Origin of the sequence: Butyrivibrio sp. XPD2002 (genome assembly GCF_000423945.1) — a bacterium.
Lineage (GTDB): Bacteria > Bacillota > Clostridia > Lachnospirales > Lachnospiraceae > Butyrivibrio.
The window spans coordinates 159,983-180,251 of record NZ_KE384116.1 but is presented as its reverse complement, the minus strand read 5'-3'; the positions used below and the strand labels follow the sequence as shown (position 1 = coordinate 180,251).

The 20,269-nt window shown below is 44.2% G+C and carries 17 protein-coding genes; 1 reads left to right on the top strand and 16 read right to left on the bottom strand.

Features of this window, described 5'->3' with window-relative positions:
- Window positions 1-118 precede the first annotated feature (118 nt).
- From G587_RS0119420 to G587_RS0119410, 3 genes are all read right to left on the bottom strand, one after another.
- Entirely contained in the window at window positions 119-1,357 is a 1,239-nt protein-coding gene (locus tag G587_RS0119420) for a bacterial transcriptional activator domain-containing protein (RefSeq protein WP_026493602.1), read from the bottom strand.
- Between the two features lie 206 nt (window positions 1,358-1,563).
- Window positions 1,564-2,364, bottom strand: coding sequence for a YlmH family RNA-binding protein (locus G587_RS0119415; RefSeq protein WP_026493601.1), 801 nt, complete (start codon window positions 2,362-2,364; stop codon window positions 1,564-1,566).
- A 42-nt stretch (window positions 2,365-2,406) separates the two neighbouring features.
- On the bottom strand, window positions 2,407-3,621 hold the full coding sequence (locus G587_RS0119410) for an LL-diaminopimelate aminotransferase (RefSeq protein WP_026493600.1): 1,215 nt from the start codon (window positions 3,619-3,621) through the stop codon (window positions 2,407-2,409).
- A 262-nt stretch (window positions 3,622-3,883) separates the two neighbouring features.
- Here G587_RS0119410 and G587_RS0119405 point away from each other — a divergent pair, with 262 nt between their 5' ends.
- On the top strand, window positions 3,884-5,485 hold the full coding sequence (locus tag G587_RS0119405) for a CTP synthase (RefSeq protein ID WP_026493599.1): 1,602 nt from the start codon (window positions 3,884-3,886) through the stop codon (window positions 5,483-5,485).
- Between the two features lie 105 nt (window positions 5,486-5,590).
- Here G587_RS0119405 and dtd read toward each other — a convergent pair whose 3' ends face one another.
- From dtd to rpoC, 13 genes are all read right to left on the bottom strand, one after another.
- Window positions 5,591-6,043, bottom strand: a complete 453-nt coding sequence (gene dtd, locus G587_RS0119400) for a D-aminoacyl-tRNA deacylase (protein ID WP_026493598.1) — start codon at window positions 6,041-6,043, stop codon at window positions 5,591-5,593.
- 51 nt (window positions 6,044-6,094) lie between these two features.
- The gene (locus G587_RS24795) at window positions 6,095-8,332 is read right to left on the bottom strand and encodes a M56 family metallopeptidase (RefSeq protein ID WP_051201170.1); all 2,238 of its coding nucleotides are present in this window, start codon (window positions 8,330-8,332) and stop codon (window positions 6,095-6,097) included.
- Between the two features lie 29 nt (window positions 8,333-8,361).
- Window positions 8,362-8,718, bottom strand: a complete 357-nt coding sequence (locus G587_RS0119390) for a BlaI/MecI/CopY family transcriptional regulator (protein WP_026493597.1) — start codon at window positions 8,716-8,718, stop codon at window positions 8,362-8,364.
- A gap of 80 nt (window positions 8,719-8,798) precedes the next feature.
- On the bottom strand, window positions 8,799-9,701 hold the full coding sequence (locus tag G587_RS0119385; RefSeq protein WP_026493596.1) for a DUF7005 family protein: 903 nt from the start codon (window positions 9,699-9,701) through the stop codon (window positions 8,799-8,801).
- Between the two features lie 42 nt (window positions 9,702-9,743).
- Window positions 9,744-10,445, bottom strand: coding sequence for a hypothetical protein (locus G587_RS0119380; RefSeq protein WP_026493595.1), 702 nt, complete (start codon window positions 10,443-10,445; stop codon window positions 9,744-9,746).
- A gap of 12 nt (window positions 10,446-10,457) precedes the next feature.
- Complete coding sequence (locus G587_RS0119375) at window positions 10,458-10,778, bottom strand: zf-HC2 domain-containing protein (RefSeq protein WP_026493594.1); 321 nt, start codon at window positions 10,776-10,778, stop codon at window positions 10,458-10,460.
- On the bottom strand, window positions 10,778-11,071 hold the full coding sequence (locus G587_RS24790) for a zf-HC2 domain-containing protein (RefSeq protein ID WP_051201169.1): 294 nt from the start codon (window positions 11,069-11,071) through the stop codon (window positions 10,778-10,780). Before G587_RS24790 ends, G587_RS0119375 begins: the two co-directional genes overlap by 1 nt.
- The gene (locus G587_RS0119365) at window positions 11,064-11,555 is read right to left on the bottom strand and encodes an RNA polymerase sigma factor (protein ID WP_051201168.1); all 492 of its coding nucleotides are present in this window, start codon (window positions 11,553-11,555) and stop codon (window positions 11,064-11,066) included. Before G587_RS0119365 ends, G587_RS24790 begins: the two co-directional genes overlap by 8 nt.
- Window positions 11,556-11,758: 203 nt before the next feature.
- Window positions 11,759-12,949: an elongation factor Tu gene (gene tuf / locus G587_RS0119360; RefSeq protein ID WP_026493592.1), complete on the bottom strand. Its 1,191-nt coding sequence runs from the start codon at window positions 12,947-12,949 to the stop codon at window positions 11,759-11,761.
- A 165-nt stretch (window positions 12,950-13,114) separates the two neighbouring features.
- A complete protein-coding gene (fusA, locus tag G587_RS0119355) occupies window positions 13,115-15,232 on the bottom strand; it encodes an elongation factor G (protein WP_026493591.1) in 2,118 nt (705 codons plus the stop codon).
- A 53-nt stretch (window positions 15,233-15,285) separates the two neighbouring features.
- Complete coding sequence (gene rpsG, locus G587_RS0119350) at window positions 15,286-15,756, bottom strand: 30S ribosomal protein S7 (protein ID WP_022760818.1); 471 nt, start codon at window positions 15,754-15,756, stop codon at window positions 15,286-15,288.
- A gap of 164 nt (window positions 15,757-15,920) precedes the next feature.
- Entirely contained in the window at window positions 15,921-16,340 is a 420-nt protein-coding gene (rpsL, locus tag G587_RS0119345) for a 30S ribosomal protein S12 (RefSeq protein WP_026493590.1), read from the bottom strand.
- Window positions 16,341-16,563: 223 nt separating this feature from the next.
- The gene (gene rpoC / locus G587_RS0119340; protein WP_051201176.1) at window positions 16,564-20,256 is read right to left on the bottom strand and encodes a DNA-directed RNA polymerase subunit beta'; all 3,693 of its coding nucleotides are present in this window, start codon (window positions 20,254-20,256) and stop codon (window positions 16,564-16,566) included.
- Window positions 20,257-20,269 lie beyond the last annotated feature (13 nt).

Genomic DNA, 20,269 nt, shown 5'->3' with positions numbered 1-20,269 from the left:
GCCCCCTCAATTACAATTATATCACTAACATTCAACAAATTATAAACTATCTGTAAAGCTTTTATTATGTTACTGCAAAAAGCCCACAAATTTCTAAATAATTTGAAAAAAAGTTACTTTATACGTACTGGCCCTCTGCGGTCATGTCTGCGTAGGAGATAATTCTGTAATTTAAGGTTGCTCTGGGACCTGCAAGTACCTTCAGTTTATCCTGAAGTCTTCTGTGAACGAGCATGCATTCCTCAACACCTGTTCCCGTAAGAAGCACAAGATACTGAGTCCTTGAAAATCTGCAGAAAGCATCGCCGTGACGAAGCGTATCATTTATGGCATCCCTGAGGGACTCCATTCTTCTCTCTGCCTTCTCTTCCTGCCTGATCTCTTTTCCTTCATAGTCAGCGATAGTAAGAAGCAGAAGGAAAACTGTGAGACCGTGTCTCTCCATATTTCTGCTTAAAATATGGTAGGAAGCACTCATTTCAGGGTAAAGGCATTCATACGGTCCGCCTTCTTCCTCTTCATCGTCAATAAGACCACTTTTCAGAGAGTTCTCTCCAGCCGCGTCATCCTCGTCGCCCTGTTGGCCTGAGAACGCTGCATCCTGAAGCTCCTGGTAGCAGTTCTGCATATTCTCTGTGGGAGTGATTCCAAGCTCCTCAGCGTAGTATCTGATCATCTCCTCATAGAGAGAGTAAGCCTTGCGGTAATCCTTCATGAGTCTGTACGCATTGATCTCGCCCACCTGCCACTCACAGTCAGGATCGATCTCAGATGCATTATGGAAAATATGAGCCATATTCTCATAGTCGCCATTTGTCATGTAGTACTCTGCAAGGAAATCCACGCACTCTTCATATACGGTTCTGAGATCCTCACTCTTTTTGGAAATCCAGTAAAGCTCATTGAGCTCCGGAAGAAAATCTCCCTTATATATATCGAAGGCTTTTCTGTAATTGATCGCCTTATCTGCGTCCTTGGTCGCTTTCTTGGCACTGCTTATATAACCAAGAAACTCAACGGTATCAGCGTTAGCGTCAATGTTGGGGTCAGTCTTGTACATGCCATCTATGAAGGCAATCACATTGCCTCCGGGAATGCCTGCTTTCTCAGCAACCTTTCTGAACTGATAAATCAGGTTGTTCATACTGTTATTGAGATTGCTCTTAACGCTGAGATCCTCTGAATAGATGTCATCCTGAAGGTCTTCCTTCTTCACTCCGGCCGCGCCTGCAGTAAACACTCTTGCAACCAGCTGAATGTACTTGGATGCACGATTTCTTCCAAGAGTAATCTCTTTGCCATTGCACTCAATGCCAAACCCGCCTAATGTTTTGATATAAAGCTTCGTTTTCTTCATTTCCCACACATAACATTGATGTAGCTTCCCCCAAAGCTCTTATAACAACAATGCCTTCTCCCTTTCTGTGTAAATCCGTTTAAAAGTTAGAATATATTATTCCAATTGACAATAATTATACCATGCCTTCACTGTGTATGATAATAAAATATGACATATTTGCAACAAAATGTAAAAATACCCTCAAAAAATGATTTAATACATTCTCAATATTTCTTTATTTTCACAGATAGCCTGCCCTTACGGGTGGATTTCTGGACACCGTCATAAACGAACTTCCCATACCCACGAACGGATACCCTGGCACCTTCTTTTAAGTCATAACCTGCAGAATACGCAGTTTTCCCATCTATGAAAACAGCCTCCGATTCAACAAGCTCCTGAGCCTTGCTGCGACTGAGCTTATATACAAGGGCCAGGATAACGTCAAGTCTCTCGGAAGAAACCGTACCCTCAAGCTCCTTGTATTCAGGAACGATATCGCATTCCTTAGCAGGCACCTCTTTGCACTTCACGGTAGTGTGCTTTATCCTGCACAGCTCATCGCAAATAAGCTGCGCCACCTCCTTCATGACAAAGACGTAGGCCCTGGTCTGGTCAGTCATGATATCGCCTATCCTGTTGCGCTCGATGCCCATGTTCATAAGCGCTCCCAAAAAGTCTCTGTGGGTAAGCTCATCCGCAAACTTTCTGTTTACAGGCTCTATCAGAATGCAGCTGATAACCTCCGGGTCCACCTCCTCCTGAAGAAGGAATCCTTCCGCATCAAGATAAGACGGAAGAAAGCACATCACAGACCTCTCCGCCTCTGATGTGCCTCCGTATACGCAGTAATCCACACCCTCGATCTGATTATCTCCGGTGATCATACTATTTGCCACGCACATGGATTTCACATCATACAGCTCTGAGCCTGATAAAAACTCCGTGTGCGTAACATAATTATTTTCATATGCTCTTCTTGCCAGATCTCTTATTCTGCCAAGCAATATCTTATCGTTATTCATAACACCATCAACTTTACATAAAAATGATTTAAATCCATTTTATCATAAAGTCTTTATGCGTTCGATAGCTCTTTCAGTGTTCTCTCTGCTGCCAAAGGCTGTGAGTCTGAAGTAGTGCTCACCTGAAGGTCCAAAGCCTGATCCGGGTGTACCAACCACATTGCCCTTTTCAAGGAGATAATCAAAGAACTCCCAGCTTGTCATATTGTCAGGTGTCTTCATCCAGATGTAAGGTGCGTTCACTCCGCCGTATGCTTCAAAGCCTGCGTCCTTAAGACCCTCGCTGATGATCTTCGCATTCTGCATGTAGTATGCGATCTGCTCCTCAACCTGCTTTCTTCCCTCTGCAGAATAAACTGCCTCTCCAGCTCGCTGTACAATATATGGGGCACCATTATACTTGGTTCCATGTCTTCTTGCCCACAAAGGCCAGAGGTCAACGCCGCCGGTTTTCAAGCTCTTAGGGATAACAGTGTATCCAAGTCTGAGTCCTGTGAAGCCTGCTGTTTTTGAAAATGATCTGAACTCGATTGCGCAGTCCCTTGCACCCTCGCACTCGTAGATGCTGTGTGGAACATCAGCCTCTGAAATGTATGACTCATAAGCAGCATCATAGAGGATAACTGAGTCATGCTTGTTAGCATAGTCTACCCACTCCTGGAGCTGTTCCTTTTTCATAACCGCACCTGTGGGGTTGTTCGGGAAGCACAGATAAATAAGATCCGGAACCTCGCTCGGAATATCAGGTGTAAAGCCGTTCTCCTTGGTGCACTTCATATAGATAACATCCTTGAAGCGCTCAAGCTGGGGATCATACTCACCGGTTCTTCCTGCCATAACGTTGGAATCAACATACACAGGATACACGGGGTCGCAAACCGCAATCCTGTTATCAAGTCCGAAGATCTCCTGGATATTTCCGCAGTCACTTTTAGCACCGTCTGATACGAAAATCTCATCAGCTTCAATATCACATCCACGTGCCTTGAAGTCCTTTTCAGAGATAACCTCTCTTAAAAATGAATAACCAAGATCAGGAGCATAACCCATGAAGGAATCAGCATTTCCCATCTCATCTACAGCCTTATGAAGAGCGTCGATAACCGCAGGCGCAAGGGGCTGTGTAACGTCACCGATACCAAGTCTTATTATCTCTTTATCAGGATTCTTCTCTGAAAATTCCTTAACCTTTTTTCCTATTGTAGAAAACAGATAGCTTCCTGGAAGCTTCAAATAATTATCATTAACCTTTGCCATAATGCTCCTTTCACAAAATCCAAAAAGTCGTAAAAAAGGGCGCCTTGAACCAATGTCCAAGACGCCTTTGCCTTAACTCAATTAATTTAAACTATGTATTTTCCCGTGTCAAGATAACAGAATTAATATTACCTTATTTATGCCCCCAAAAGTATTGACATCATTTCTAAAAAAAACTAACATAGGTTAGTAAAGGCAATGGCGCCAAAACAGTAGGGCTACCTCTCACTGTTTTGCGCCTTTTTTATTTTTAGGAGGTTATATGTCTGTAAAATATGTTTTTGTTATGGGCGGAGTTGTATCAGGATTAGGAAAAGGAATCACTGCTGCTTCACTGGGAAGACTTTTAAAGGCCAGAGGCTACAAAGTTACCATGCAAAAATTTGATCCATATATCAACATGGATCCCGGCACCATGAATCCCATTCAGCATGGTGAGGTTTTCGTTACCGAGGACGGAACAGAAACCGACCTGGATCTTGGACACTACGAGCGCTTCATCGATGAGAGCCTCGATAAGAATTCTAACGTGACCACAGGTAAAATCTACTGGTCAGTACTTCACAAAGAAAGACGTGGAGATTACGGCGGACATACTGTCCAAGTTATACCCCACATAACAGATGAGATAAAAGGTCGTTTTTATCGAAACTACGAGAACGACGACACACATATCGCAATCATCGAGGTCGGCGGAACCGTAGGTGACATCGAGTCTCAGCCCTTCCTTGAGTCAATCAGGCAGTTCCAGCACGAGGTAGGACATGAAAATGCAATGATCATCCTCGTATCCCTTATTCCATATCTTCGCTGCTCTCAGGAGATCAAGACCAAGCCCACACAGATGGCAGTTAAGACTCTCCAGGGAATGGGTCTTCAGCCTGACGTAATCGTCTGCAGAAGCGAAGTCGAGCTTGATAAGGAGACCAAGGAAAAGATCTCTCTTTTCTGTAACGTTCCCAGCAAAAACGTACTTAACAACCTTGACCTTAAATACTTATATGAGGCTCCCCTTGCAATGGAGAAGGAGCACCTGGCAGAGGTTGCTCTCGAGTGCCTGAACCTCGAATGCAAAGAGCCTGATCTGGACGACTGGCAACACATGGTAGACACTCTCTACTCTCTTGAGGAGACTGTCAACATCGCTCTTGTCGGAAAATACACTCAGCTTCACGATGCATACCTTAGCGTTGTGGAAGCATTAAAGCACGGCGGAATCGCTGCTAAAAGAGAAGTTAAGATAAAGTGGATTGATTCAGAAACTATTACTGATGAGAATGTAGAAGAAGCGTTAGCAGATGTTAACGGTGTCATCGTTCCCGGCGGCTTCGGCGATCGCGGAATCGAAGGAATGATCACCTGCATCAAATACGCAAGAGAAAACAAGATTCCTTTCCTCGGCATCTGCCTTGGAATGCAGCTCGCAATAATCGAATTTGCAAGAAACGTTTTAGGATATGATGATGCTCATTCAATTGAGTTCGATGCAGGAACCACTCACCCGCTCATCGCTCTTTTACCTGATCACACAACAGGCGAGGACCTCGGCGGTACACTGAGACTTGGCTCATATCCCTGCACATTAGAAAAAGACACCCTGGCATATTCTCTCTATCAGAACGAGCATATAACAGAGCGTCATCGTCATCGCTATGAAGTTAACAACGATTACAGGGATGCATTAAAAGAGCACGGCCTTAAGCTTTGCGGCCTGTCTCCCGATAACCGTATCGTTGAGATGATCGAGTATCCTGAGAACACATTCTACATTGCAACTCAGGCTCATCCCGAATTCAAGTCCCGTCCTAACAATCCGCACCCGCTTTTCGCAGGCTTCGTAAAGGCGGCCAGGGATTATAAGTAAACCGACGCTTTCCATTTAAATAGCCCATATAATTTTTCTGCTTCTGTTACGCTTAGCGTATAATCAGCATAAAAATTATATGGGCCATTCTTTTAGAAAGCTGTTTTATTTAGATCCCAGTTCCGCTGTGTCAAGGAGTAACGTAACAGGGCCATCATTCACTGACTCCACCTTCATGTCGGCGCCGAACTCTCCTGTCTGTACCTCGAAGCCGCGCTCTCTGCACTCAGCTACCACAAGCTCGTAGAGAGGCTCTGAAATCTCAGGCCTTGCTGCTTCCGTAAATCCTGGTCTTCTGGACTTGCAGTCAGCATAAAGTGTGAACTGACTCACTATAAGGAGCTTAGCTCCCGCGTCCTTTGGACCAATATTCATCTTTCCATTTTCATCTTCGAAAACTCTAAGACCGCAGATTCTGTCTGCGATCTTTTTTGCTTCAGCCTCAGTGTCACTGGTGTGGACTCCCAGAAGAACCAGGAATCCTTTTCCTATATCTGCAACCTTGTTGCCGTCAATCGTTACTGATGCTGATAAAACTCTTGTTACAACTGCTCTCACTTAACTTACTCCTAGATTCTTTTTTATTACGATGTCGGTTGTTGCATCTCCCTAATCTTCAAGATCGATAACCTTTTCCTTATCTTTCTTTTTATCTCCATCAGGATCGACTTCCTTATAGTAGCCATCTACCGTGGATTTATCCTTATGGATATCCTCGAAGTATGAGGTATCATCTGAAAAAGGTAAGGTACCGATTTTTGCCTCGGTCTCTTCAGTATACAACAAATTCCCGGGGCCTTCATTACCTGCAAGATAATCGTTCTCGGAATCATCTGCTATCTGATAGCTGGTTTCATCATCAGGCAGACTTCCTGTTGTATCATCCAGTAGCTCATAATTTCTTTCGCCATAGGAGCCTGCAGGCATCTTCATCTGAGGAACAAATATACCATCCTCGCCCCATGGCTTAACCATCAGAATATCCATGAACTTGCTCTCTTTAACAAATTTGATGGATACAACTGTGCCGTTATCCTTATCCTCTGATTTTGCCACGACAACCTTTGACTCATCATCAGAAAGATTAAGCAGATACTTTGCGGATTCTACCGGGTCAAAATACATGCTGTAAAGGCCGTCCGGATCTGTCTTTGCATGGTCATTTAAATATTCGCCAAAGCCGTTTTTGGTGTAGTCAATCGCCTCATTATCCATGCTGTGGCTAAAGTACGCGTCCTCCAAGTCTTTAAAGGTATCAATACTGTCGTACATATCAAGGTGCTCCTCAGTAACCTTGTAGTCACCGTTTTCATCCTGGTCCACCTTGATCTTCTCGATCCATACATACACATGAGGCTCTGAATCTGTCGCGTAGTAATGTATGACCGCCTCAGTCTTTTCCTCATCATTAAGAAAATACGAAACCGAGATTGGCTGACCTTTATTATCAGAGAGTGAATCCGGCCAGGGACTTGACCATCCAAAGTATGTGCCATCCTCGTCCATGGAAAGAACACCCTCACTGATAAGCTTTTTCTGGACAAACTCTGTGGAATTCTCGATTATACCATCAACGTTTCTGTCGATGAAACAGGTACCCCACTGTCCAAGAAGCGCATCCTGAGGAGTTGATTTGAATACATGACTGGAGCTGTTACTTTCGGCATCCTCTGAAGTCTGCTCGGAACCATCACTCTCAGCATCCGGCATGGTAACGTGAATATCCGCATCTGTTTGACTCTCGTCTGTTGTATTTTCATCTATTCCATTCTTATCCTGCCCCTCTGCTGTAACCGAATCCTGCGCAGCCCCATCAGTATCTGCTGAGCTTGTAAGGAAGCACGCTGACAGCGCACCACTTATCATCACAAGAAGCACCAAAAGCCAGAAGGTAGGCTTTTTATAATTGAAAATCTGCTTTACTCTCGTTCCTACTCCGACCTCACCAAAAGCCAGCGGATACGCCAGAATAAGCTTCTGATGCGTACTGCAAAGAAGGAGCGAATTGGCATAGGACTTCTTTTCATCCAGAGACATGTGACTTATTACGCGCTCATCGCAGGCAAGCTCGATATCCTTGCAAAACAGCATATATGAAACCCACACAAGCGGATTGAACCAGTGCACTGCCAGAAGAACGAATCCAAACTGCTTGCGAAGATGGTCTCCCCTTCTGATGTGAGCCTTTTCATGGGCAAGGACATTTCTTCTAGTCTCATCATCAAGACCCGAGGGCAGATAGATTGACGGCCTTACTATTCCCAATATGAAAGGTGTATCAATCTCATCGCAGATGAAAACCCTATCATTACCACCCATTTTTATTGAAGCTCTGGTCTTTTTCCATATAGAGATGTAGCTGAAAACAGCGTATGCGATAACCACCATAAGACCAAACAGCCATATCATCTGAAATCTGATAAACAGATCCTTCCTGTCGGCCAGGTTGCTCATGCTTCCGTCTGCTATAGTGGTCGTGATGATCTCCTCATTTGGAAGATAATCTATTATCTCTTCATCAGCATCAACAGAAGTATTCGGCTCAAATTCAGCCACATAGCCCACATTTGAGTCAGGTGTATAAATGTGATTCGTAACAGAAGTAGCTGCGTTTGTGATTCCGCTCTCATTAAAGTAGCCTTCGATCACTCCGGCGATATTCGGCATAACGCCAAGCTTCGTCTCGATCTGAAAAGGGAGCGCCAACCTCAGCGCAACTATAGCCCACAGAACGCCCATAAACCACTTGGGCGCCTTCTTAAGCGGAAATCTAAGAAGAATAACCGCAGCCATCAGAAATGCGGCTGCTATGCTCATTTCAATAACCTTTATAAAAATAGTCCCCATACATTTTCCTCCGCCTTACTATGCCTGTCTCATTCCTTCGCGTTATCGATTATCTTCTTAATCTCAGCGAGCTCCTTTTTAGAGAGCTTCTGCCTTGATGTAAACGCTGCAAGAAAAGCGGGAAGAGAGCCTCCAAAGGTCTCCTCCACAAACTCCTCACTTTTCCTGGTATAAAATTCTCCCTCGGAAATCATGGACGTGACCACGCCATCCACATTTTGAAACAAGCCCTTCTCACAGAGCTTCTTAAGAACCGTATAGGTGGTTGATTTCTTCCACCCGAATTCATCCGCGCACATTTTCACAAGCTCTCCGGAACCAACCGGCTCCTTCTCCCATATAAGCTTGGCAAACTGCATCTGGACTTCCCCTAATTCTACCGCCATGACAGCCTCCTTTTTGGTCTATTCACTATCGACTTTGTAATTATAGTCTACACACAATAGACCAGCGTGTCAATGACTTTTTATTTGCTTTCCTCTAGCATAATCGCTATCTCGAATGGATCAGACAGCTTACTCTTCTCTATCATCTCTGAAAATTGCATAATGGTGCCGTGCACCTGCTTTGATACCTTCTCCATCTCATTTTCCCAGAGAGCGGTGTCCGATTTATCAACGTCCACATAGTTTTCAAGCCTGCCGCCGCGGTAGTCATTCTCATCTATCCCTAAAAACAGCTCCGCCATCTTCGCATCATATCTTCCAAAGGCAGCAAAGATTCCAACAGCATCCGCCACAATCTCATCCCAGATAGGATCAATCTTTTCACGATACAATCTACGACAAATAAAGTGAGTGCACTCATGGTACTTACGGATAGTGTCCGAATAACCAAGCCACTCATCATCAGACATATCCACTTTTGCTGCGATGATACCACTATAAGGGCCCACAGACAGCACGATTATAGCATCGAGATAATTACTCTTATCCGCCGTAAACCTGCTAAATTCTGCGCTCCAGTCGGGTTCATCTACGCCCTTTTCAAGCTCCTTTTTTATGAACTCATCCCTATGAGCCTCTATTCTTCGCCAGTTTATAATGCCATCGATGATAGACGCTCCCTGAGTCGCAGGAATCTCCTGCACCGCGCATCTGTTAGCCATGATCTGTAAAAAGATCTCAAAATCGTGCCTCTCATGAAGCGTCACGACCTTCACCTCTCCTGCCGGGGTATTGGCAACTTCTATCTTGTCCTGATCAGATAAAGTAAAGTGAGTCAGCTCCTTTGCATACGCACTCTCACCGCGCTTTACTATCGCTTTATACATCTCCTCAGCACCTTCCATGCCCGGTGCAACATAAAGCTGATAGTATATTTCCGCTAGATATTGAATTACTTCTTTTCCCTGTAAAAAAGCCTTCAATTCCTAACATTCCCCCTATCATCTATAGAAAAATATTACCGTTTAATTCCTGCCAAAGTCTCTCCCACCATTATGAAGCTCAGGCGTTGAATTAGGTAATTCGTATATATCATAGTTACCTTCGGCCCAATAGGAGCCGTTCTCAAAGTCCAGACTCTCCTCAAAATCCGTAGGGAGATATTCCTTCGGAATCTTCTTAATACTCTTCAAATCGCTTTTATAAGCGGTATAAATATAGGCAATACTATTATCGCCCAAATCCATGGCATATTCATAGGAAAAATCGTGATGATCTATAGCCAGATATACAGGATGATTAAATCTCTCAGAATTCTCATAAAGCACATCCTTGTTATTCCCGCCAAAAGCCTTATGCTCGTTTTTAATTCTATTTATCTCTGCCTCATAATCTGCATCAGAGTATACACACTTTAAGTATACTTCACAGGTAGGATCATCCCAAGTATCCTGATATGAAAAATAGAACTCCGGCTGCTCCTCCTGTTCAAATGCACTTGCAGGAATCGTCTCCGGAAATACGAAGAAACCGGTGCGTACTCTGCCATTTGGAAGAGTAGTATATTTTTTTATCGTCTCCTCGTACTTATCCACCCCCTTTGTTACCTTGGGCGGACCACCAAAAAAGAACAGCATTATGAAAACAAATATAAACGCTACAACTGTAATAAGGCCTATTACTATGCCCGCTATAATCCCAACTGCTATCTTTGAACCTTTTTTCATGCCTTGTCTCCCTTATCCGTTTATCACTGTAAGTATCACAATATATACTATAAAACCTATGAACGCCACGATCGGAATCGCTGCCCCGATCGCCATTCCAATCAGATAATGCTTTGCACTTTTCATCTTCTTTACAAAAGCGGCCTCTGTTTTTGCTGATTCCATCTGAGAATTTTGAAGCTTAAGTTTATATTGCCGGAGCGCCTCCTGGCACTTAGGGCATTCATTCAAATGGCTTTCTACTGCATCATTCACACTATCACTTAATACCTCATCCACGTATGAAGGTATCAGATCCTCTATAATTCCGCACTGGGTTATCTTCTCATCCATCACAATACCCCGTTCATCAAACTATATGAAAAAATCATCAGCGCAACGATTACTATTCCAAGATATCCCAAAACTACAAGCAGCACCTTAATCCCACCGCTCAGTCTTCTCCGCTTAGCTGGTTTGTCTTCAGTCGCACCAATTATCTCTGTATTCATCACCTCAAATAATTCTCTGCAATCCTCACAGCTCTTAATATGGTCTTCGATAAATTCTGTCGTTTCCTGAGTGCATTTTTTATCTATATACCTCGGAAGGAGATCTGCTACTAATTCACATTCAAACTTACTCATAACCATTCATCTCCTTTCCGATTTTCACCTTACCTCTATAAAAAGTTACCCTGGCCCAGTTCTCGGTTTTGCCGAATAACTCTCCTATTTCTCTAAAGGATAGTTCACCCTTTATCCTATATAGCACAACTTCTTTCGTTGTCTTATCTAAGCTGTCTATGCTCTTGTATAGAGCCTCATTCTCTTCTTTTCTTATATATAATTCATCAACTAACTCAATTGAAGCACCCTCTACCACCTCATCCAGAGGTATATTCTTGAACTTGTTGTTCTTATCAAGATGCTGCCAAAATGTATATTTCGCAATCTGACAAAGCCAGGTTGTAACTTTGGATTCACCTTTAAATGTATTTATGTTTTTGATAGCCCTCAAGAATGTCTCCTGCGTTAGGTCTTCAGCCAGATCCCTGTTTCCATTAGTGAGTGTCAGAAGATATCCCATTACAAGTGGATAGTACTCTTCGCATATTCTTTTTATATTCAATCCACGGATACCTCCTTTCCGGCTCATTTATTTGATTTTATAATATTAGTCCGCTTTTTCGTAGATTCGTTACAATATTTTCTCAATATTATAAAAAAATAAACGCAGTTAAAAACGCAATAAAAAACAGCCACCTGCAAGAAAACCTTGCAGTGGCTGTTCTTATCGCATTATATGCGCTTAGCTCTAGGCTAGGGTAAGAATTATTCTACGATTGTAGCAACCTTACCTGATCCAACTGTACGTCCACCCTCACGGATAGCGAACTTAAGACCCTGCTCCATAGCGATGGGGTGGATAAGCTCGATAGACATTGTTACGTGGTCACCAGGCATGCACATCTCTGTTCCCTCGGGAAGGTTGCAAACACCTGTAACGTCAGTTGTTCTGAAGTAGAACTGAGGTCTGTAGTTGTTGAAGAAAGGTGTATGACGTCCACCCTCGTCCTTTGTAAGAACGTAAACCTCGGCTGTGAACTTCTTGTGGCAAGTTACAGAACCGGGCTTTGTGATACACTGACCTCTCTGGATACCGTCACGGTCTACACCACGAAGAAGAAGACCTACGTTATCACCAGCTTCACAGTAATCCATTGTCTTACGGAACATCTCGATACCAGTACATACTGACTTAGATGTCTCTTCCTTGATACCAACGATCTCGATTTCGTCGTTAAGGTTGAGGTGACCTCTCTCTACACGACCTGTAGCAACTGTTCCACGACCTGTGATTGTGAATACGTCCTCAACAGGCATAAGGAAAGGCTTATCTGTCTCACGAGTAGGTTCAGGGATGTAAGAATCAACTGTATCCATAAGCTCCATAATCTTGTCACCCCACTCAGACTTAGGATCCTCAAGAGCCTTAAGAGCAGAACCACGGATGATAGGTGTATCATCGCCAGGGAACTCATACTCTGTAAGAAGGTCTCTGATCTCCATCTCAACGAGGTCAAGAAGCTCAGGATCGTCAACCATGTCACACTTGTTCATGAATACGATGATGTAAGGAACGCCTACCTGACGAGCAAGAAGAACGTGCTCCTTTGTCTGAGCCATAACACCATCAGTAGCAGCAACAACGAGGATAGAACCATCCATCTGAGCTGCACCAGTGATCATGTTCTTTACATAGTCAGCGTGGCCAGGGCAGTCAACGTGTGCGTAGTGTCTGTTAGCTGTCTCATACTCGATGTGAGCAGAGTTGATTGTGATACCACGCTCTTTCTCTTCGGGTGCCTTATCGATCTGATCGAAAGCAACAGCAGGGCTGAATCCTCTGTCTGCAAGAACAGTTGTGATAGCTGCTGTAAGAGTTGTCTTACCATGGTCAACGTGTCCGATTGTACCAATGTTTACGTGCGGCTTACTTCTGTCAAACTTAGCTTTTGCCATTTTTAAATATCCTCCTTAAATAAAATGTTACATCAACATTTTTTTTCATAATAACCGACTATACCGATTATATTAGAATTTTGGCTTGAAATCAAGCCTTAAATAGTATAAACAAGGGCTTTATGGCATGATTTCGTTAGAAATCGATGCCAGCCCTTAATTTATTTATGCATTTTTGTTAGAAAGTACTTTTTCCTGAATGTTCTTCGGAACAGGAGCATACTTCTCAAAGAACATTGAGTAGTTACCACGACCCTGTGTTCTTGAACGAAGGTCTGTAGCATATCCGAACATCTCAGCAAGCGGAACATGTGCTCTTACGATCTTACCGCCGCCAAGGTCATCCATACCTTCAACCTGTCCACGACGTGAGTTAACGTCACCGATAACATCACCCATGTACTCCTCAGGCATAGTAACCTCAACCTTCATGATGGGCTCAAGGAGAACCATTCCTCCCTTAGCCATAGCATCCTTAAATGCCATTGAACCAGCAATGTGGAATGCCATTTCTGAAGAGTCGACTTCATGATAAGATCCGTCATAAACTGTAGCATGTACACCTACAACAGGGAATCCACCAAGAGATCCGGCCTTCATAGCCTCCTCGATACCTTCGCTGATAGGCTGGATGTATTCCTTAGGAATAGAACCGCCGACAACTTCGCTATCGAACTGGTAAAGATTCTCGCCGTTGGCATCCATGGGCTCGAAACGAACCTTACAGTGACCATACTGACCACGTCCACCGGACTGCTTAGCATACTTACTCTCGATATCGCAAGCGTTAAGAAGAGCCTCTCTGTATGCAACCTGAGGTGCACCAACGTTAGCTTCTACTTTGTACTCACGAAGAAGTCTGTCAACGATGATATCAAGGTGAAGCTCACCCATACCAGCGATGATTGTCTGACCTGTCTCAGAGTTTGTATGTGCTCTGAATGTAGGATCCTCTTCAGCAAGCTTCTGAAGTGCTTCATCAAGCTTCTGCTGACCAGCCTTAGTCTTAGGCTCGATAGCAAGCTCGATAACGGGATCCGGGAACTCCATAGACTCAAGGATTACGGGGTTCTTCTCATCACAGAGTGTATCACCTGTAGTTGTGTTCTTAAGACCAACAGCTGCAGCGATATCACCTGAGTAAACCTTATCAAGATCTGAACGCTTGTTAGCGTGCATCTGAAGGATACGTCCAAGACGCTCCTTTGTATCCTTAGTACTGTTAAGTACATAAGAACCAGAATTTGCTGTACCACGATATACGCGGAAGAATGCAAGCTTTCCTACGAAAGGATCGCTGACAATCTTGAATGCAAGAGCTGCGAACGGGCCATCATCAGTTGACTCAACTGTAACCTCGTTGCCATCCATGTCTGTACCGCTACATGCAGGGATGTCAATAGGTGAAGGCATGAACTCGATAACAGCATCGATAAGCTTCTGGATACCACGGTTTCTGTGTGCAGAACCACAGCATACAGGGAAAGCCTTACACTCGCAAGTAGCCTTACGAAGAGCAGCCTTAAGCTCCTCCATTGTAGGCTCCTCGCCCTCAAGGTACTTCATCATAAGATCTTCATCGAGGTCGCAGATCTTCTCTACGAGCTCACTACGATAAAGCTCTGCATCGTCCTTTAGATCAGCAGGAATCTCGCCGATTGTTACATCTTCGCCCTTATCATCATTGTAGATGTAAGCCTGCATCTCAAAAAGGTCGATAATACCCTGGAACTGATCCTCAGCTCCGATCGGGATTTCGATCATAATAGCATTTTTCTTAAGTCTATTTCTGATCTGCTCAACAGCTCCGAAATAGTTTGCTCCAATGATATCCATCTTGTTGATGAATGCCATACGAGGAACATTAAATCCATCAGCCTGACGCCATACGTTCTCAGACTGAGGCTCAACGCCTTCTTTTGCACTGAATACGCCTACAGCGCCATCAAGTACACGAAGTGAACGCTCAACCTCAACGGTAAAGTCAACGTGGCCGGGAGTGTCGATAATGTTGATACGATGCTCCTGTGCACCGGGCTTAACCTTTCCGTTTTCCTGAAGTGTCCAATGGCATGTTGTAGCTGCAGATGTGATTGTGATACCTCTCTCCTGCTCCTGTTCCATCCAGTCCATGGTAGCAGTACCTTCATAGGTCTCACCAATCTTATAGTTAACACCAGTATAGTAAAGAATACGCTCTGTAAGTGTAGTCTTACCGGCATCGATATGAGCCATAATACCAATGTTTCTGGTTCTCTCCAATGGGTATTGTCTTTCAGCCAAAGGTTTATCCTCCTAATAATAATCGACGTTTCTTACACCAAAAACTAAATAAATTAGAATCTGTAGTGTGAGAATGCCTTGTTTGCTTCTGCCATCTTGTGCATATCTTCTTTTCTCTTTACAGATGCACCAGTGTTGTTGAATGCATCAAGAATCTCAGATGCAAGTCTGTCAACCATGGTCTTCTCGCCTCTGTTACGAGAAAATGTTACAAGCCAGCGAAGTGCAAGGGCCTGACGTCTATCCGGACGAACCTCTATCGGTACCTGATATGTAGCACCACCGATACGTCTAGCCTTTACCTCGAGAGCGGGCATGATGTTGTTCATAGCACCCTCGAATACTTCAAGAGCAGGCTTTCCAGCCTTCTCCTCTACCTGTGCGAATGCACCATATACGATCTTCTGTGCAACACCCTTCTTACCATCAAGCATAACTGTGTTGATAAGCTTTGTTACAACCTTGTTATCGTATAAAGGATCCGCTAATACGTCACGTTTTACAATATGTCCTTTACGCGGCACGGTTCTTCCCTCCTTTAGAATCGCAGATGAGTGTCAGTCTTCATCTGTTTACTATAGATCATAGGTACTCACTAATTTTTAGTGTACGTGCGGGTCTTTTTATTACGAAAAAGAAACACCAACACTCTTAAAAAAATTAGATCTTGTTATGATAGTTACTTAAATTACTTTGCAGCCTTAGGTCTCTTTGCGCCGTACTTGGAGCGAGCCTGCTTACGGTCTGCAACACCTGCTGTGTCAAGAGTTCCACGGATAATGTGATATCTTGTACCAGGCAGGTCCTTAACTCTTCCACCACGGATGAGAACAACGCTATGCTCCTGAAGGTTGTGACCTTCGCCGGGGATATAGCTTGTTACCTCGATACCGTTAGAAAGACGTACTCTGGCGATCTTTCTAAGAGCTGAGTTAGGCTTCTTAGGTGTAGCAGTCTTAACAGCTGTGCATACGCCTCTCTTCTGCGGTGAAGCAGTATCAATTGCCTTCTTATGAAGGGAATTGAATCCTTTCTGAAGCGCAGGAGCTGTTGACTTCTTCTCAGAAGTCTGACGGCCTTTACGAACTAACTGGTTAAATGTTGGCATTCCTTTTACCTCCTATTTTAGTGATAAAACAATATATGATAAACAGACAGCTCTCTGACATAGAAACTATCTGAAAATCAACACATACATCAAGCGAAAGGGGCACACTATCCCCTCTCGCTTGTCGCACAGTTTTTAAGTATAAGTATTAAATATTTTCTTGTCAAGCACAATCGTTTTAAAATCGTACTATTTTATGAACTTTTCATAATTACGAAAAGTCTTACTCCTCATCATCAGTAACGACTACTTCGTCTAAATCTGAATCAAGCTCATCGATGAAATCATCGTCATCAAGATTCTTCTTGAGGATCAGCTTGTCGAGATCCTTGAAGTTAGCGTCTGTGTTAAGAGCTGTGTTACGATAACGCTTCATACCTGTACCTGCAGGAATCAGCTTACCGATAATAACATTTTCCTTAAGTCCGATAAGCGGATCAACCTTACCCTTGATGGCAGCATCGGTAAGAACCTTTGTTGTCTCCTGGAAGGATGCAGCTGAAAGGAATGAGTTAGTAGCAAGAGCTGCCTTGGTAATACCAAGAATTACCTGCTTTCCTTCAGCGGGCTTTTTGCCTTCGCTTATAAGTCTCTCGTTGTCGTCCTCGAAATCAAGAACATCAACAAGTGTTCCGGGAAGGAAGTTTGTATCTCCACTCTCCTCGATACGAACCTTCTTAAGCATCTGACGAACGATAACCTCGATATGCTTATCGCAGATATCAACACCCTGCAGACGATAAACTCTCTGAACCTCGCGGAGCAGATAATCCTGAACTGCACGGATACCCTTGATCTTAAGAAGATCATGAGGATTTACGGAACCTTCTGTAAGCTCATCACCGGCCTCAACCTGTTCGTTATCCAAAACCTTGATTCTGGATCCGTAAGGAATGAGATATGCCTTTGACTCTCCGGTCTCATCATTAGTAATGATAACCTCGCGCTTCTTCTTTGTATCCTTAATGGTAGCTGTACCATCAAGCTCTGAAATAATGGCAAGTCCCTTAGGCTTTCTTGCCTCAAAAAGCTCCTCGACACGGGGAAGACCCTGTGTGATATCTCCACCGGCAACACCACCGGTATGGAATGTTCTCATGGTAAGCTGTGTACCAGGCTCACCGATTGACTGAGCAGCGATGATACCAACTGTCTCACCAACCTGTACGGGCTCACCTGTTGCCATGTTAGCACCATAGCACTTAGCACAGATACCGATGTGTGAACGGCATGTAAGGATTGTACGGATCTTAACTGCTGTTACCGGCTCACCCTTACTGTTAACACCCTCGCTGAGAACTCTCTTAGCACGGCTGGGTGTGATGATGTGATTCTTCTTAACAATAACGTTGCCGTCCTTGTCCTTGATATCCTCACATGTATATCTTCCAGTGATACGATCCTCTAAAGGCTCGATCATTGCCTTACCATCCTTGAATTCCTTAACGGTAATTCCGGGGATAGTAGCCTTTCCTTCGCTACAGTCAAGCTCACGGATGATAAGCTCCTGAGATACGTCAACCATTCGACGTGTCAGGTATCCGGAATCGGCTGTACGAAGAGCTGTATCGGACAGACCCTTACGAGCACCATGCGCTGACATGAAATACTCCAGAACGTCAAGACCTTCACGGAAGTTTGACTTGATAGGAAGTTCGATTGTACGACCTGTTGTATCAGCCATAAGTCCACGCATACCGGCCAGCTGCTTGATCTGCTGATCACTACCACGGGCACCGGAATCTGCCATCATGTGGATGTTGTTGTACTTATCAAGTCCCTTAAGAAGAACTTCTGTAAGCTGTTTATCTGTCTCCATCCATGTCTCAACAACAAGACGATAACGCTCTTCGTCTGTCATAAGACCACGGCGGTAGTTAACTGCGATCTCATCAACAACTGCCTGAGCTTTTTCAAGCATCTCCTGCTTCTGCGGAGGAACTGTCATATCAGCGATTGAAACTGTCATAGCAGCTCTTGTTGAGTAGTGATAACCTGTTGACTTAATCTTATCAAGTACCTCTGCTGTTGCAAATGTACCATGAGTATTGATCATGTTTGTAACGATCTTCTTCAGCTGCTTCTTACCAACCATGAAGTCGATCTCAAGATTGAACTTGTTCTCCGGTACAGAGCGATCTACAAATCCAAGATCCTGAGGAATGAACTCGTTGAACAGGAATCTTCCGAGTGTTGACTCAACGACACCTGAAATATCCTCACCGTTCTCATCCTTACGCTCTACACGGATCTTAATCTTTGACTGAAGAGTGATGTAATCATTCTCATAAGCAAGGATTGCTTCGTCAATGCTCTTGAAGAACTTACCTTCTCCCTTAGCACCCTCGCGCTCCTGAGTAAGATAGTAGATACCAAGTACCATATCCTGTGTAGGAACGTTAACAGGGCCACCGTCTGAAGGCTTAAGCAGGTTGTTAGGAGCAAGCATAAGGAATCTGCTCTCTGCCTGTGCCTCTACTGACAGAGGAAGGTGTACAGCCATCTGGTCTCCATCGAAGTCCGCGTTGAAAGGTGTACATACAAGCGGATGAAGCTTAATAGCCTTACCTTCTACAAGGATGGGCTCAAATGCCTGGATACCAAGTCTGTGAAGCGTGGGAGCACGGTTAAGCATAACGGGATGCTCTTTGATAACGTCCTCGAGAACGTCCCATACCTGCTCATCAAGTCTCTCAACAAGCTTCTTAGCATTCTTAATATTCTGTGAGATTCCTCTGGAAACAAGTTCCTTCATAACGAAGGGCTTGAAAAGCTCGATAGCCATTTCCTTAGGAAGTCCACACTGGTAAATCTTAAGCTCAGGACCTACGACGATAACTGAACGTCCTGAATAGTCAACACGCTTACCAAGAAGGTTCTGACGGAAACGACCGCCCTTACCTTTAAGCATGTCTGAAAGTGATTTAAGTGCACGGTTTCCGGGGCCTGTAACAGGTCTTCCACGTCTTCCGTTATCAATAAGAGCATCTACTGCTTCCTGGAGCATACGCTTCTCGTTTCGAACGATGATGTCCGGAGCTCCAAGATCAAGAAGTCTCTTAAGACGATTATTTCTGTTAATTATACGACGGTAAAGATCGTTAAGATCTGATGTAGCAAAACGTCCACCGTCAAGCTGTACCATAGGACGAAGATCCGGAGGAATTACCGGAATGCAATCAAGTACCATCCATGAAGGATCATTTCCTGACTCACGGAAAGACTCAACAACCTCGAGTCTCTTGATGATACGCTGCTTCTTCTGTCCGCTTGAAGTATCAAGACCTTCCTTGAGTTCCTGATATTCAGCTTCAAGATCAATGCTCATAAGGAGCTCTTTTACAGCCTCAGCACCGATTCCGGCACGGAACTTTCCGCCCCACTCCTCGCGTGCATCCTGGTACTCCTTCTCAGAAAGTACCTGCTTATACTCCAGGTTTGTTTCACCGGGATCAAGCACTATATATGAAGCAAAGTACAGAACCTTCTCAAGTACTCTGGGTGAAAGGTCAAGGATAAGTCCCATACGGCTGGGAATACCCTTGAAATACCAGATGTGTGATACAGGTGCTGCAAGCTCGATGTGACCCATACGCTCACGACGAACACTGCTCTTTGTTACCTCAACGCCGCAACGGTCGCAGATTACGCCTCTGTAACGAATCTTCTTGTACTTACCACAGTGACATTCCCAGTCCTTTGTGGGTCCAAAAATCTTCTCACAGAACAGACCGTCTCTCTCGGGTTTAAGTGTACGATAGTTGATTGTCTCAGGCTTTAAAACTTCGCCATGTGACCACTCTCTGATCTTCTCAGGAGAAGCGAGACCAATCTTTATAGCATCAAATGTCATCGGCTGATATGTCGGTGCTGATGAAGTTCTTCCGCTGGAAGCTTCGTTTATTGCTTTATTCATTGTAGAATCAGAC

What these genes read in the sequence shown, in the direction of transcription:
- G587_RS0119420 (WP_026493602.1), bottom strand. Translation starts at nt 1,357, where the DNA reads ATGAAGAAAACGAAGCTTTATATCAAAACATTAGGCGGGTTTGGCATT.
- G587_RS0119415 (WP_026493601.1), bottom strand. Translation starts at nt 2,364, where the DNA reads ATGAATAACGATAAGATATTGCTTGGCAGAATAAGAGATCTGGCAAGA.
- G587_RS0119410 (WP_026493600.1), bottom strand. Translation starts at nt 3,621, where the DNA reads ATGGCAAAGGTTAATGATAATTATTTGAAGCTTCCAGGAAGCTATCTG.
- G587_RS0119405 (WP_026493599.1), top strand. Translation starts at nt 3,884, where the DNA reads ATGTCTGTAAAATATGTTTTTGTTATGGGCGGAGTTGTATCAGGATTA.
- G587_RS24795 (WP_051201170.1), bottom strand. Translation starts at nt 8,332, where the DNA reads ATGGGGACTATTTTTATAAAGGTTATTGAAATGAGCATAGCAGCCGCA.
- G587_RS0119390 (WP_026493597.1), bottom strand. Translation starts at nt 8,718, where the DNA reads ATGGCGGTAGAATTAGGGGAAGTCCAGATGCAGTTTGCCAAGCTTATA.
- G587_RS0119380 (WP_026493595.1), bottom strand. Translation starts at nt 10,445, where the DNA reads ATGAAAAAAGGTTCAAAGATAGCAGTTGGGATTATAGCGGGCATAGTA.
- G587_RS0119375 (WP_026493594.1), bottom strand. Translation starts at nt 10,778, where the DNA reads ATGGATGAGAAGATAACCCAGTGCGGAATTATAGAGGATCTGATACCT.
- G587_RS24790 (WP_051201169.1), bottom strand. Translation starts at nt 11,071, where the DNA reads ATGAGTAAGTTTGAATGTGAATTAGTAGCAGATCTCCTTCCGAGGTAT.
- tuf (WP_026493592.1), bottom strand. Translation starts at nt 12,949, where the DNA reads ATGGCAAAAGCTAAGTTTGACAGAAGTAAGCCGCACGTAAACATTGGT.
- rpsL (WP_026493590.1), bottom strand. Translation starts at nt 16,340, where the DNA reads ATGCCAACATTTAACCAGTTAGTTCGTAAAGGCCGTCAGACTTCTGAG.
- rpoC (WP_051201176.1), bottom strand. Translation starts at nt 20,256, where the DNA reads ATGAATAAAGCAATAAACGAAGCTTCCAGCGGAAGAACTTCATCAGCA.